The organism is Pigmentiphaga sp. H8, from assembly GCF_003854895.1.
Classification (GTDB): Bacteria; Pseudomonadota; Gammaproteobacteria; order Burkholderiales; family Burkholderiaceae_B; genus Pigmentiphaga.
Genome location: NZ_CP033966.1, coordinates 4,147,644 through 4,160,917, shown reverse-complemented (window position 1 = coordinate 4,160,917; position 13,274 = coordinate 4,147,644). Strand labels below are relative to the sequence as shown.

General features: G+C 65.9%; 12 protein-coding genes and 1 tRNA gene. 5 read left to right on the top strand and 8 right to left on the bottom strand.

The annotated features are described in order from the left end of the window. Positions 1-15 precede the first annotated feature (15 nt). Positions 16-1,209, top strand: coding sequence for an acyl-CoA dehydrogenase (locus tag EGT29_RS19670; protein ID WP_124690559.1), 1,194 nt, complete (start codon positions 16-18; stop codon positions 1,207-1,209). A 3-nt stretch (positions 1,210-1,212) separates the two neighbouring features. Here the strand turns inward: EGT29_RS19670 and prpR are convergent, their stop codons facing one another. Next, the gene (gene prpR / locus EGT29_RS19665; RefSeq protein WP_124690558.1) at positions 1,213-3,186 is read right to left on the bottom strand and encodes a propionate catabolism operon regulatory protein PrpR; all 1,974 of its coding nucleotides are present in this window, start codon (positions 3,184-3,186) and stop codon (positions 1,213-1,215) included. Between the two features lie 210 nt (positions 3,187-3,396). Here prpR and prpB point away from each other — a divergent pair, with 210 nt between their 5' ends. From prpB to EGT29_RS19645, 4 genes are all read left to right on the top strand, one after another. After that, positions 3,397-4,287, top strand: a complete 891-nt coding sequence (gene prpB, locus EGT29_RS19660) for a methylisocitrate lyase (RefSeq protein ID WP_124690557.1) — start codon at positions 3,397-3,399, stop codon at positions 4,285-4,287. A gap of 132 nt (positions 4,288-4,419) precedes the next feature. Further along, entirely contained in the window at positions 4,420-5,595 is a 1,176-nt protein-coding gene (gene prpC / locus EGT29_RS19655; RefSeq protein ID WP_124690556.1) for a 2-methylcitrate synthase, read from the top strand. A 154-nt stretch (positions 5,596-5,749) separates the two neighbouring features. Then, positions 5,750-7,201: a bifunctional 2-methylcitrate dehydratase/aconitate hydratase gene (locus EGT29_RS19650; RefSeq protein WP_124690555.1), complete on the top strand. Its 1,452-nt coding sequence runs from the start codon at positions 5,750-5,752 to the stop codon at positions 7,199-7,201. Positions 7,202-7,245: 44 nt separating this feature from the next. Further along, positions 7,246-7,324 (top strand) — tRNA-Ile (locus EGT29_RS19645). Positions 7,325-7,597: 273 nt separating this feature from the next. Here the strand turns inward: EGT29_RS19645 and EGT29_RS19640 are convergent. The 7 genes from EGT29_RS19640 to EGT29_RS19610 all read right to left on the bottom strand — a co-directional run bounded on the left by EGT29_RS19640 (position 7,598) and on the right by EGT29_RS19610 (position 13,168). Next, positions 7,598-7,930 carry a hypothetical protein gene (locus tag EGT29_RS19640; RefSeq protein ID WP_124690554.1) on the bottom strand — a complete coding sequence of 111 codons (333 nt, stop codon included), beginning with the start codon at positions 7,928-7,930 and terminating at the stop codon, positions 7,598-7,600. Next, on the bottom strand, positions 7,927-8,253 hold the full coding sequence (locus EGT29_RS19635; RefSeq protein ID WP_124690553.1) for a hypothetical protein: 327 nt from the start codon (positions 8,251-8,253) through the stop codon (positions 7,927-7,929). The genes EGT29_RS19640 and EGT29_RS19635 overlap by 4 nt, the downstream gene beginning before the upstream one ends. A gap of 75 nt (positions 8,254-8,328) precedes the next feature. Beyond that, positions 8,329-8,538 carry a DUF4287 domain-containing protein gene (locus tag EGT29_RS19630; protein ID WP_124690552.1) on the bottom strand — a complete coding sequence of 70 codons (210 nt, stop codon included), beginning with the start codon at positions 8,536-8,538 and terminating at the stop codon, positions 8,329-8,331. 91 nt (positions 8,539-8,629) lie between these two features. Beyond that, positions 8,630-10,546 carry a bifunctional diguanylate cyclase/phosphodiesterase gene (locus tag EGT29_RS19625; RefSeq protein ID WP_124690551.1) on the bottom strand — a complete coding sequence of 639 codons (1,917 nt, stop codon included), beginning with the start codon at positions 10,544-10,546 and terminating at the stop codon, positions 8,630-8,632. A 118-nt stretch (positions 10,547-10,664) separates the two neighbouring features. Next, positions 10,665-11,366 (bottom strand): DUF1028 domain-containing protein, encoded by a 702-nt coding sequence (locus EGT29_RS19620; RefSeq protein ID WP_161567882.1) that lies wholly within the window; start codon positions 11,364-11,366, stop codon positions 10,665-10,667. 28 nt (positions 11,367-11,394) lie between these two features. Next, positions 11,395-12,387, bottom strand: a complete 993-nt coding sequence (locus tag EGT29_RS19615) for a tripartite tricarboxylate transporter substrate binding protein (protein WP_124690549.1) — start codon at positions 12,385-12,387, stop codon at positions 11,395-11,397. Between the two features lie 28 nt (positions 12,388-12,415). Then, positions 12,416-13,168 (bottom strand): GntR family transcriptional regulator, encoded by a 753-nt coding sequence (locus tag EGT29_RS19610; RefSeq protein ID WP_124690548.1) that lies wholly within the window; start codon positions 13,166-13,168, stop codon positions 12,416-12,418. Between the last annotated feature and the right edge of the window lie 106 nt (positions 13,169-13,274).

Below are 13,274 nucleotides of genomic sequence, written 5' to 3'. Positions count from 1 at the left end.
CGAGACATGAATCTTATGCACAAGCCTGCACAATTCAACTGGGCCGACCCCTTGCTGCTCGACCAGCAGCTGACCGACGACGAACGCATGGTGCGGGAAGCGGCGGCGGCGTACTGCCAGGACAAGCTGATGCCGCGCGTGCTGGAGTCGTTCCGCAACGAGCGCACCGATGCCGCCATCTTCCGCGAGATGGGCGAGCTGGGTCTGTTGGGACCCACCATTCCCGAGCAATACGGCGGCCCCGGCCTGAACTACGTCTGCTACGGCCTGATCGCGCGCGAGGTCGAGCGCGTGGATTCCGGCTATCGCTCGATGATGAGCGTGCAGTCCTCGCTGGTCATGGTCCCCATCCATGAATTCGGTACCGAGGCGCAAAAGCAGAAATACCTGCCCAAGCTGGCCACCGGCGAGCTGATCGGCTGCTTCGGCCTGACCGAGCCCAACCACGGCTCGGACCCCGGCTCCATGGTCACCCGCGCCACCAAGGTGGACGGCGGCTACCGCCTGAGCGGCGCCAAGATGTGGATCACCAACTCGCCCATCGCCGATGTGTTCGTGGTCTGGGCCAAGCTCAAGGACGAGGACGGCAAGGACAACATCCGCGGCTTCATCCTGGAGAAGGGCTGGAAGGGCCTGTCGGCGCCTGCCATCCACGGCAAGGTCGGCCTGCGCACGTCCATCACCGGCGAAATCGTCATGGACGAGGTGTTCGTGCCGGAAGAGAACTACATGCCCAACGTGGCCGGCCTGAAGGGACCGTTCACCTGCCTGAACTCGGCCCGCTACGGCATCGCCTGGGGCGCGCTGGGCGCCGCCGAGTACTGCTGGCACACCGCGCGCCAGTACGTGCTGGACCGCAAGCAGTTCGGCCGCCCGCTGGCCGCCAACCAGCTGGTGCAGAAGAAGCTGGCCGACATGCAGACCGAGATCACGCTGGGCCTGCAAGGCTGCCTGCAGCTGGGCCGGATGAAGGACGCCGGGACGGCGGCGGTGGAGATCACCTCCATCATGAAGCGCAACTCCTGCGGCAAGTCGCTGGACATCGCCCGCGTGGCGCGCGACATGCTGGGCGGCAACGGGATTTCCGACGAGTTCGGCGTGATCCGCCACGTCGTCAATCTCGAGGTGGTCAACACCTACGAAGGCACGCACGACATCCATGCGCTGATCCTGGGCCGCGCCCAGACGGGCATCCAGGCGTTCTGCTAGGTGTCACGGGGCGCCGGGCGGCGCCTCTTTCAGCTTGCGCCACAGCGTGGCGGGGCTGATGCCCAGTATCCGGCACGCCGCCGCGCGGTCGCCGTGGCAGGCGTCCAATACCCGGCGCGCATGGGCCGCCTGGCTGGCCCGGGCGATCTCGTCCAGCGACGCGAAGGCGGCCCCGTCCGGACCGGCGGGTGCGGTCTCGTCCGTGCCGCCGTACAACTCGGGCACGGTGATTTCCAGTTCCAGCTCCAGTTCCTTGCGGCCGATCTTGCGGCCCGCGTGCGAGACGGCCACCCGCTCCAGCACGTTCTCCATCTCGCGCAGGTTGCCGGGCCAGGCGTAGTTCGCGCACAGCGACCGGACGAAGGCCGGCAGGCGCACGGGCCGCGTCATGCCCAGCCGCCGCTGCGCGCGGGCGTAGAGTTCCTCGGCCAGTTCGTCGATGTCGCCTTCGCGCTCGCGCAGCGGCGGCATGGCGATGCGCAGGATGTTCAGGCGGTAGAACAGGTCCTGCCGGAAGTCGCCGGCGCGCACCATGGCCTGCAGGTCGCGGTGGGTGGCGGCGACCACCCGCACGTTGACCGCCACCGGTTCCAGCGCCCCCACCGGCAGCACCTGCCGTTCCTGCAGCACGCGCAGCAGGCGCACCTGCAGGGCCAGCGGCATGTCGCCGATCTCGTCCAGGAACAGGGTGCCGTTGTGGGCCGCCTCGAACAGCCCCGTCTTGCCGCCCTTGCGGGCGCCGGTGAAGGCGCCTTCCTCGTAGCCGAACAGTTCGCTTTCCAGCAGGGGTTCGGGAAAGGCGGCGCAGTTGATGGCGACGAAGGGAAAGTCGCGGCGGGGGCTGGCGCGGTGCATGCCTTGTGCCAGCACTTCCTTGCCGGTGCCGCTTTCACCCTCGATCAGCACCGTGGAGCTGACGCCGGCGTACAGCCGGGCCAGTTCGCGCACCCGCTGCATGGGACCCGAGCTGCCCAGCAGGTCGTCCAGGTCGTAGCGCGTGCCGGATGGCCGCGCCGGCGCGCCGGTACGCAGGTTGCGGTCCACCCGCTGGATGGCCTGGGCGTCCTGTGCCGTGACCACCGCGCCCAGCAGTTCGCCGCCGCTCAGGATGGGGATGCGGTTCAGGATCAGCACCTTGTCGCGAACCTTCTGGATGGTCTCCAGTTCCTTCTGCCCGTGCCGCAGGGGGCCGTCGAGCGAGATCGCCGGCGCGGCTTCCTCCAGCGGCTGGCCGATGGCCTGCTCGCGCCGCAGGCCCAGCAGGCGCTCCATGGGCGGATTGAGCGACTGGATGCGGCCTTCGGCGTCCACCGCGGCCACGCCCTCGTTCAGGTGGGACAGTACCGTGTTCAGGTATTCGCGGCGGCGCTGCTCGATGCGCGTGAGCCGGGCCGCCTCGATGGCGTCTTCCAGCGCGACCCGGATCGAATTGGTGGAGTACAGGAAAACGCCGGCCAGTCCCTGCTGTTCGGCCAGGTCCGAGACCAGTCCGGGGCCGACGATGACCTCCAGCCCGGCGCGCTTGAGCGCTTGGACCTGCAAGGCGGCGTCTTCGGTCGTGACGTAGCTGTGGCTGGGAAAGTCCAGCCCGAAGGCCTGCTTGAAGGCCTCGGCCTCGGGAAAGGTGGAGGCGTGCGTGACCAGGGCCAGGCGGCTGGACAACTGCCTGGCCGTGGTCAGGGCGTGCATGACGTCGAAGCCCGTGACCTTGATCAGGATGACCGGCACGTCCACATGCTGGCGCAGGTAGGCGCCGTTCGAGCCGCCCGCCACCACCGCATCGACCAGCCCCTGGCGCGCGGCCTCGTTGATCGAGCGGGCCGCCGTCTCGAAGCCTTCATCGACGATGCGGAAATCGGCCTGTCCGGCGTAGCCGGGCGCCAGTTCGGCGAAGGCGCGGGACACGCGGCTGATGCCCATGGTCCAGATGACGGGCCGGGATTGCGAGCGGGCGGGAAGGGCGGCTGGAAGGTCCATGGCAAGATCCGGATTGCAGATTTGATTATATAGATTTCAAATATGAAATGAATCTGGCGATCGAGACAGGGGGACGATGGTCGGGATGAGCAGGCCCGCCGCCAGGGAAGCCTTGGCCCATGCGGCTCGGCGCGGGGAAGCGCGGCGCGGGCCCACGCATGGCACGGTCTTTGCAGTAAGCTGAGTTTTCCCCCAGTCCGAGTCATCGCCATGACCTCCTCACGACCCGCCTCGCCCGGCGCCCGCTTCCGCCAGGCCCTGCGCGAAGAACACCCCCTGCAGATCATCGGCGCCATCAACGCCAACCACGCCTTGCTGGCCAAGCGCGCGGGCTTTCGCGCCGTCTACGTGTCGGGCGGCGGCGTGGCCGCCGGTTCGCTGGGCATGCCCGACCTGGGCATCAACACGCTGGACGACGTGCTGATCGACGTGCGCCGCATCACCGACGTGTGCGATCTGCCGCTGATGGTGGACATCGACACCGGCTTCGGCCCGTCGGCCTTCAACATCGCGCGTTCGGTCAAGAGCCTGATCAAGGCCGGCGCGGCCGCCTGCCACATCGAGGACCAGGTCGGCGCCAAGCGCTGCGGCCACCGTCCGGGCAAGGAAATCGTCTCGGCCTCGGAGATGGTGGACCGCGTCAAGGCGGCGGCCGATGCCAAGACCGATCCCGACTTCTTCCTGGTGGCGCGTACCGACGCCATCGCGGTGGAAGGGCTGGACGCCGCCATCGAGCGCGCCCAGGCCTGCGTGGAGGCGGGCGCCGACGGCATCTTCGCCGAGGCCGCCTACGACCTGCCCACCTACCGCAAGTTCGTCGACGCCGTGAAGGTGCCGGTGCTGGCCAACATCACCGAGTTCGGACAGACGCCGCTATTCACGGTGGAGGAACTGCGCAGCGCCGATGTGTCCATGGTGCTGTACCCGCTATCCGCCTTCCGCGCCATGAACAAGGCCGCGGAAACGGTCTACACGGCCATCCGCCGCGACGGCCACCAGAAGAACGTGATCGACATGATGCAGACGCGCGAGGAGTTGTACGATCGCATTGGCTATCACGCGTTCGAACAGAGCCTGGATACCCTGTTCAAGAAGAGGTAGACCCCCCCTTACGCGCTGACGCGCGCCCCCCAGGGGGCGATGCGGGTGGACCGGCGGAGCCGGATCCACCGCATCCTGGGTCTGGTAAGCGTTTCCTGGATGTGTGGCAATTGTTACGGAGCGAGTGAGACGATGAGCGCAACAGTATCGAATCAGAAGGACCAGCCGGCCGCGGGACCGAAGCCGAAGAAGTCGGTGGCCCTGTCGGGCGTGATGGCGGGCAATACCGCCTTGTGCACGGTGGGCCGCAGCGGCAACGACCTGCACTATCGCGGCTACGACATCCTGGATATCGCCGACGAATGCGAGTTCGAGGAAATCGCCTATCTGTTGGTGCACGGCAAGCTGCCCAACCGCAACGAGCTGGCGGCCTACAAGACCAAGCTGAAGGCGCTGCGCGGGCTGCCCGCGAACGTGAAGGCGGCGCTCGAATGGCTGCCCGCGGCCAGCCATCCCATGGACGTGATGCGCACCGGCGTGTCGGCCCTGGGCTGCGTGCTGCCCGAGAAGGACGACCACAACCTGCCCGGCGCGCGCGACATCGCCGACCGGCTCATGGCCTCGCTGGGATCGATGCTGCTGTACTGGTACCACTACAGCCATCGCGGCGAGCGCATCGACGTCGACACCGACGACGACAGCATAGGCGGGCACTTCCTGCACCTGCTGCACGGCAAGCCGGCGCCCGCCTCGTGGGTGCGGGCCATGCACACGTCGCTGAACCTGTACGCCGAACACGAGTTCAACGCCTCCACCTTCACCGCCCGCGTCATCGCCGGCACCGGCTCGGACATGTATTCGGCCCTGACCGGCGCCATCGGCGCGCTGCGCGGACCCAAGCACGGCGGCGCCAACGAAGTCGCCTTCGAGGTCCAGAGCCGCTACGACACGCCCGACGAGGCCGAGGCCGACATCCGCCGCCGCGTCGAGAACAAGGAAGTGGTGATCGGCTTCGGCCACCCCGTCTACACCGTGTCCGACCCGCGCAACCAGGTCATCAAGGGCGTGTCGCACCGCCTGTCCAAGGAGTCCGGCAACATGCGGCTGTACGAGATCGCCGAGCGCCTGGAATCGGTGATGTGGAACGTCAAGAAAATGTTCCCCAACCTCGACTGGTTCAGCGCCGTCAGCTACCACGAGATGGGCGTTCCCACCGCGATGTTCACCCCGCTGTTCGTGATCGCCCGCACCGCGGGCTGGTCGGCCCACATCATCGAACAGCGCATCGACAACAAGATCATCCGCCCCAGCGCCAACTACACCGGCCCCGAAGACCGCAAATTCGTGCCGCTGGCCAAGCGCAAGTAAAGAAAAGACCGCTTCATTCCTGCAATAACCAACATCCTTCAACCAATCAAACCCGCAAAGCGCAAACCGCCCATCCAGGGCACCGCGGATCCGGCTCCGCCGGTCCGCCAGTGCCGCCCCCTGGGGGGCGCGCGAAGCGCGTAGGGGGAGCCCCATGTCTTCCGCTATCTCTACCGTTCGTCCGAAGCCCGACCAGGTCCTGGTCGACATCGTCGACTACGTCCTGAAAAAGCGCATCACCAGCAAGCTGGCCTACGAGACCGCGCGCAACTGCCTGATCGACACCCTGGGCTGCGGCCTGGAGGCGCTGGAGTATCCGGCCTGCACCAAGCTGCTCGGACCCATCGTGCCCGGCACCGTCGTGCCCAACGGCGCCAAGGTGCCCGGCACCCAGTTCCAGCTCGATCCCGTGCAGGCCGCCTTCAACATCGGCACCATCATCCGCTGGCTGGACTTCAACGACACCTGGCTGGCCGCCGAATGGGGTCATCCCTCGGACAACCTGGGCGGCATCCTGGCCACGGCCGATTGGCTGTCGCGCCAGGCCGTCGCCGCGGGCAAGAAGCCGCTGACCATGCGCGACGTCCTGACCGCCATGATCAAGGCGCACGAAATCCAGGGCTGCATCGCGCTGGAGAACTCCTTCAACCGCGTGGGCCTGGATCACGTGGTGCTGGTCAAGGTCGCCTCCACCGCCGTGGTCGGCCAGATGATGGGCCTGACCCGCGATGAACTGATCAACGCCGTGTCGCTGGCCTGGGTCGACGGCCAGAGCCTGCGCACCTATCGCCACGCGCCCAACACCGGCTCGCGCAAGAGCTGGGCCGCCGGCGACGCCACCAGCCGCGCCGTGCGCCTGGCGCTGATCGCGCGCACCGGCGAAATGGGCTATCCCTCGGTGCTGAGCGCCAAGACCTGGGGCTTCTACGACGTCCTGTTCAAGGGCCAGCCCTTCAAGTTCCAGCGCCCCTACGGCAGCTACGTGATGGAGAACGTGCTGTTCAAGATCTCCTTCCCGGCCGAGTTCCACTCGCAGACCGCCGTCGAATGCGCGATGGACATCCACAAGCAGTTGCAGAAGCAGGGCCGCAGCGCGGACGACATCAAGAAAATCACCATCCGCACCCACGAAGCCTGCATCCGCATCATCGACAAGAAGGGCCCGCTGGACAACCCCGCCGACCGCGACCACTGCATCCAGTACATGGTGGCCGTGCCCATCCTGTTCGGCCGGCTGACCGCCGGCGACTACGAGGACGAGATCGCCAGGGACCCGCGCATCGACCAGTTGCGCGACAAGATCGTCTGCGTCGAGGACCCGGCCTTCACCAAGGACTACCACGACCCCGAGAAGCGCTCTATCGCCAACGCGCTGACCGTGGAATTCAAGGACGGCAAGAAGCTCAAGGAAATCGTCTGCGAATACCCCATCGGCCACAAGCGTCGCCGCAAGGACGGCATCCCGCTGCTGGAGGCCAAGTTCCGGACCAACCTGGCCCGCCGCTTCCCGACCAAGCAGCAGGACGCCATCCTGGGCGTGTCGCTGGACCAGCAGGCGCTGGAGGCCATGCCGGTGCATGAGTACGTGGATCTGTACGTGATCTGACCGGTCCCGGCCCAGGGCGCAACTCAGTGTAGAATTGCGCCCTCGGGCCTCTAGCTCATGCCTGGTTAGAGCAGCGGACTCATAATCCGTTGGTGCTCGGTTCGACTCCGAGGAGGCCCACCAAAGAATTGCTTAGGTATCAAGCACTTAGCGCCACCCTTGCGGGTGGCGTTTCTTTTTGTGCGATGCGGTTTGACTAAAAATTGACATGGTTTGCGTGCGCGGACATGCCGGCCTATTCGGGCTCCCTGTTGTGATCGGAGCCATCCATTTCATCGCGATTCAGGTGTGTGGGCATCGAACAGAAGCAAAAGCCTGAGTCTAGCCCTCCGGCCGCTCGACAACAAAAAACCCAGCTCTGGGGCTGGGCTTCTGAAGGCAACGCTAGCAAGACCGTTAGATCTTGGTTGCGATAAAAAAAGTGGCGGCGACCAGTAGCGTGCAAATACCGGTTGTCCACGTAATAAGTTTCCACGTCTGCGAATTCAGCTCCTTATGGAGATCTTCCTTCGTGGCGTAGTTTGAGCGAACGACAGCCATGGTCTCGCGAACCTGGACCATCGCATCCTCTAGGGCTTTGACTCTGCGTTCCATTTCGTCATGATCGGGCGGATCGCCATCCCCGTCAAGAGGTCGGGCCCTGTCCTTGACTTCGCTCAGATCGTGCAGCTTGGCACCGTAGCCCTCAGACGCCAAGGCGACACTCTTCTTCTGGATTCCAGATGTCATGATTCGCCCAAGTAGTTGTCAGGGATCTCGATGCGGGCGTCAGCAAGCGCCTGTTTGACTGGGTTCGCCTCAAATGCTTTGTGTGAGCCCGAAAGGGCGGCCGTGATGTCTTCAACATACCCGCGAAGGTAGCGCCCAGCGTGCTCGTCGCTGCTGGACCAGGCGCGCATGTCCTCCACGACAGCGATTAGTGCCCCATGCACACTCAGCATATTCAGGACTAAGTCGGTTGCCCCTTTCTCAAGGGTAACTCTGTCAAGGCTGGAAATTTCCGTGTCCGGGCTATCATCCGCCAGATTGGCTTGCCGCCATATCTTCGCCATAAATTTCCTCGGTTACTTCGTCCTGAGCGTCAGTCTTTCGAGCCCGCCAACGTCACTATACCAGCGTGCCTTGGCCTACCGCTGAGCCAGATACCACGCCACCAGCGCATTGGCATGCCCATGCCCCATCTGATGCTCCGACTTCAAATGTGTCACCAGTTCCATGTGCTTGAGCGGCCCAGCCTTCTTGAGCACCTGCATCCAATGCTCGATGGGTTCGCCGTGCTTCTTCTCGATCGAAGGGAAGTAGGACGCCGGACCGGTGACCTTTTCTTGGGTTGCCATGTGGACCTCGGTAGGATGTGTCGAGAGCCGGCCAGCCTGTGAGGCGACCGGTGCCACGGTACGACGAATGAAGGCGGCCGAAATCGACAGCTTATAGAGCCGATTCCGCGTCCTGGCTCCTGTAGCCTCGCGCCAACCACCCCGCGGCCAACTCATCCCCACTCAACGCCCGCGAAAAATAAAACCCCTGTCCCAAGGTAAACCCGATCTCCCGCAACTGGTTGCGCTGGGCCTCGGTCTCGATGCCTTCGGCCACCATGTCCAGGTGCATCGCGCTTCCCAACCCGTAGATCGCCTGGCAGACGATTTCCGCGTCGTCGCTGGCCCCCAGGTCGTCGATCACGCTCTTGTCGATCTTGATGCAGTCGAACGGCAGGGCTTTCAGGTGGCCGATGTTCGAGGCGCCGCTGCCGAAATCGTCCAGGGACAGCGGGAAGCCCAGGGCCTTGAGGCGGTTGAGCACGTTGATGGACAGGTTGGGGTTCGTCATGACGGAGGATTCGGTCAGTTCGAACTCGATCTGCGTGGGGCTCAGGCCGTGGTCCAGCACGCAGCGCAGGGATTTTTCAGGGAAGTCGTCGTCCAGCAGTTGTTTCGCGGAAAGGTTGACGGACGTTACCGGCGGGGTGAAGCCGCGCCTGCGCCATTCGACGAGTTGGCGGCAGGTTTCCTGGAGCACCCATTCTCCCAGGGGAACGATCAGGCCCGAGGTTTCGGCCACGGGAATGAATTCATCGGGAGCCACCTTGCCCAGGGCGGGTGAATGCCAGCGGCACAGTGCCTCGACGCCGTGGAGCTTGCCGGTATCCAGGTGGACCTTGGGCTGGTATTGCAGCAGGAATTCGTTGCCGGTCTCGACCGCGCGCCGCAGTTCCACTTCGAGTTTCATGGGGCGGACGGCTTGTACGATGGTGTTTTCGTCGTAGACCTGCAGCCGGTTTTCCCCCAGCGTGATGGAGCGCGCCAGGGCCTGGTTGCCGTGTGCGATGAGCGTTTCGAGGGCATCGTGGTCGCCCGAGGACGAACTGATGCCGATGTTCAGGCTCAGGTGCAGGTCGCGGCCATGGGAGTGGAAGGGGCGGCGGAAGGCGGCGAAGACGTTGTCGACCAGCGTGACAGTCTCGTCCAGGCGGTCGGCCATGACGAACAGGCCGAAGGTGCCGTCGTCGAAGCGCGACAGGGTGGGGTTCTTCACCACGTCCTCGAGCCTGCGGGCCGCCTCGGTCAGCAGGGACTCGGACAGGCTGGGGCCCAGCGTCACGCTGACGTTGCGCAGCCGGCGGATGGAGATGAGCAGCACGGTGATCTTGTCGTCGGAGCCGGCGAGTTTTCGCAGCGCGGCATCCAGTTCGAGCCAGAAGCCGGCCCGGTTCAGCAGGCCGGAGGCCCGGTCCCGGACCAGCAGCGTCCTGACCAGGTCCTGCTGTTCGTTGAGCTTGCGGCCGAGGTTGGTCTTCTGCTGGATGAGGATGAGCATGCCCCCGGCGATCATGGTTACGCAGAACTGGGAGAGCGGCATGACGATCAGCAGCGACCCGGTCACGTGGGCCAGCCACAGCGCCGCGGCCTGGTTCAGCGAAGCCCAGGCGCCCATCGTGGCAAGGGAGCCCGCCGAGACCGCGCCGGGTTCGGGCACCAGCCGGGTGCGCCAGCGCGCCAGGACGACGATGCCGAGGAAGATGGTGGCCAGGACGGCCACGCCTATGGGTGCCGCGGGGCCGCCTATCCAGCCGCGGGTGATGGCGCCGATGGCCAGGGACACGACCGCGGGGATGGGGCCGCCGAAAAGGTAGGCCAGCACCAGGATGGCGCCCCGCATGTCGGCGATCGTGTACTGTCCGTGGTGGACCGAGGACATCATGGCCAGCCACATCGCGGCGCCGAACAGCACCGACATGTGGAGATTCCCTTGCCTGCCGCCGGGCAGCCATGCCCTGAGCGCGACATAGACCGAAGTCAGCGCGATCGGAGTCAGGGCGGACAAAAGGAGGGGGAACAGGGTGTTCATACGTTCCCGCGCGGAAGGTGCGACTCCTCACCCCCGGCGCGGCGGATTACGGTCTGGCTTCAAAAGTGTAATCGCATAATCGATCCTGGACGTGGTGGAACGGTATTGTCAGGAACCCTTACCTTGGTCCCCCCTGGACGCCGGTTTCCTTCCTCCAGAGATCATCCCGGGGCATGCTGGGATTGGCCGGCCGCCGGTCGTAGTACGGAATCAGGGGCACATACAGGCCGTACAGGCGGCGCAGCTCGCCGATGGGCTCGTCGTGTTCGTCCACCCGCAGGTCGACCCAGGCGTAGGATTTCCTGTTGTGCACCAGCAGCGCGGCGGAGTGCTGCCCGGCCACCTGGCCGCCGGCGTCGCGCGCCGCTTCCAGCACGCCAACCAGGCGGTCGGCCAGCTCCAGGTCGGCGTGCCGCTCGAAGGCGTCGGACATGGCGGTAAGCGTGCGCTCGCTGGTCAGGCGGTTGCCCAGCACGACATAGTCCTGTTTGGCGATGTGGCCCTTCCAGTCCTCGTTGTCCTTGCCGGTCACGGCGGCGGTCCGGCCGTCCTTGTCGATGACGGCGATCTGCCGCCAGGCGATGTTGTCTTCCCCGTCGCTTTCGATGATGTCGTTCAGCACCTTGCGGGCGGAATAGCCCTGTTCCAGCAGCGACAGGCCCAGCGGCCCCAGGCGGGGGTCGCCGTTGGCCTGCACGACCAGCCCGCCCATGCCGGGCCGCAGGAACGGGCACTTGGCGCCGATGGCCATGGGGCGCGTGGCGATGGCGATGCCGAACATGCCCGTGCGCGGGCAGCGGGCGATCACGGAAAACGTCATGGATACCTCCTTGGGGACGGGGTGGTGGCTAGTCGACCTTGACGTTGGCCGCCTTGATGATGGCGGCCCACTTGGGGATCTCGGCGCGCAGGTAGGCATCGAACTGTCCGGGGCCGGCGCCGATGATCTCGGCGCCGAAGCCGTCCATGCGCGTCTTGATGTCGGGCGAGGCGAGCGCCGCGGCGATGTCCTTGTGCAGCCGTTCGATGACGGGCTTGGGCGTGCCGGCCGGCGCGAAGATGCCGAACCAGACGGCTACGTCGTAGCCGGGCAGGCCCGCCTCGGCCACCGTGGGCAGGTCGGGCAGCGACGCCGACCGCTTGGTGCCCGCCACCGCCAGCGCGCGCAGGCGGCCGGCCTGGATGTGGGGCAGCAGGGCGGGCGGGTTCTCGAAGGCCATCTGCACCTGGCCGGACAGGAGGTCGTTCAGCGCCGGGCCCGTGCCCTTGTAGGGAACGTGGACGATGTCGACGTGGGCCAGGTATTTGAAGAGTTCGCCGAACAGGTGCTGCGAGGAACCGTTGCCGGTGGACGAGAAGTTGAGCTGGCGGGGGTGGGCCTTGGCGTAGTCGATCAGCTCGGGCACCGAGCGGATCGGCAGCGAGGGATGGACCACGAGGATGTTGGGCACCACGGCGGCCAGCGTGACGGGCGCGAAGTCGCGCATGGGATCGTAGGGCAGCCGGGGATACAGGCCGGGCGCGATGGAGTGGGTGGGCGAGCTGCCCATGACCAGGGTGTAGCCGTCGGCCGGCGCCTTGGCAGCGTAGTCCGAGCCTATGGTGCCGGCCGCGCCGGGGCGGTTTTCCACGACCACCGGCTGTCCCAGCGATTCGGTCAGCTTCTGCGCCAGCGCCCGGCAGAAGATGTCGTTGGCGCCGCCGGGCGCCCAAGGGCTGACCAGCTTGACCGGCCGCGCCGGATAGTCCTGCGCGACCGCCTGACCGCTTCCTGTGGCGACCCCCAGCAACAGGTAGCGGGACCACTTCGACAACTTGCCTTTCCATCTGCTCGAGCGCATGGCGTGTCCTTAGAAAGACGACGAGGAATCAGTTGCCGGCTCCCGCCTTGGGATAGAGGGTGGCCGTGTATCGGTAGCGTTCGGGGTGATAGACCGCATCGACGATCTCCACCGGCCGGTTCTGCACGTCGTAGTAGATGCGGGTGGCGCGCAGCACCGGGGTGTTCCGCGAGATGCCCAGGCGGGCGGCGATCTCGCTGGTGGCCGCCATAGGCTCGACGAGCTGGTCGGCGTGGTCGATGCGGACGTTCAGGCGGGTCTGGAGGTATTTGACCGGCGGCAGCGGGCCGGCCACCTCGGCGGCGCCTATGCCGTCGGCCACGTGTTCGGCGAAGTAGAAATGGGCGTAGTCCAGCGGTTCGCCGGGCGCCACGTGGTTGACCGCGCGCACGCATTTCCATTTCTGCGTGCCCAGGCCGAACAGTTCGCGCAGCCTGGCCGGCAGGGGCGTCCAGGCCTCGTCCACGACGCTGACCTGGTTGCGCGGCAGGACTTCGTCGATCACGCCGACCAAGGTGACGTCCTTGGTGGCCCGGCGCGGATCGTTGACGAAGGTGCCGACGCCGCGGCGGCGGACGATCAGGTGGCGGGCCAGCAGTTCCTCGACGGCCTTGCGGACGGTGATGCGGCTGACGCCGAACTCGCGACACAGGCTGTCTTCCGGGGGCAGGGCGTCCCCGGGGACGAGCTGGCCGCTGGCGATGCGCTGGATGAGGTGCTCGGCCACCTGCCGGTACAGCGGCGCGCCGCCTTCGGTCAGCAGCGGGTTGGGAAGGTCCATGCGTGAGTCATGCCGTCATGATGTGAAGGCATCATGACGGCATGACATCATGATGTCAATGGAATGTTGACGAGATCGCGCACGCCGGCGGTTTCATGCCAGGGGG

What these genes read in the sequence shown, in the direction of transcription:
- EGT29_RS19650 (WP_124690555.1), top strand. Translation starts at nt 5,750, where the DNA reads ATGTCTTCCGCTATCTCTACCGTTCGTCCGAAGCCCGACCAGGTCCTG.
- EGT29_RS19615 (WP_124690549.1), bottom strand. Translation starts at nt 12,387, where the DNA reads ATGCGCTCGAGCAGATGGAAAGGCAAGTTGTCGAAGTGGTCCCGCTAC.
- EGT29_RS19610 (WP_124690548.1), bottom strand. Translation starts at nt 13,168, where the DNA reads ATGGACCTTCCCAACCCGCTGCTGACCGAAGGCGGCGCGCCGCTGTAC.
- EGT29_RS19670 (WP_124690559.1), top strand. Translation starts at nt 16, where the DNA reads ATGCACAAGCCTGCACAATTCAACTGGGCCGACCCCTTGCTGCTCGAC.
- EGT29_RS19630 (WP_124690552.1), bottom strand. Translation starts at nt 8,538, where the DNA reads ATGGCAACCCAAGAAAAGGTCACCGGTCCGGCGTCCTACTTCCCTTCG.
- EGT29_RS19640 (WP_124690554.1), bottom strand. Translation starts at nt 7,930, where the DNA reads ATGACATCTGGAATCCAGAAGAAGAGTGTCGCCTTGGCGTCTGAGGGC.
- EGT29_RS19625 (WP_124690551.1), bottom strand. Translation starts at nt 10,546, where the DNA reads ATGAACACCCTGTTCCCCCTCCTTTTGTCCGCCCTGACTCCGATCGCG.
- EGT29_RS19635 (WP_124690553.1), bottom strand. Translation starts at nt 8,253, where the DNA reads ATGGCGAAGATATGGCGGCAAGCCAATCTGGCGGATGATAGCCCGGAC.
- EGT29_RS19620 (WP_161567882.1), bottom strand. Translation starts at nt 11,366, where the DNA reads ATGACGTTTTCCGTGATCGCCCGCTGCCCGCGCACGGGCATGTTCGGC.
- prpB (WP_124690557.1), top strand. Translation starts at nt 3,397, where the DNA reads ATGACCTCCTCACGACCCGCCTCGCCCGGCGCCCGCTTCCGCCAGGCC.
- prpC (WP_124690556.1), top strand. Translation starts at nt 4,420, where the DNA reads ATGAGCGCAACAGTATCGAATCAGAAGGACCAGCCGGCCGCGGGACCG.
- prpR (WP_124690558.1), bottom strand. Translation starts at nt 3,186, where the DNA reads ATGGACCTTCCAGCCGCCCTTCCCGCCCGCTCGCAATCCCGGCCCGTC.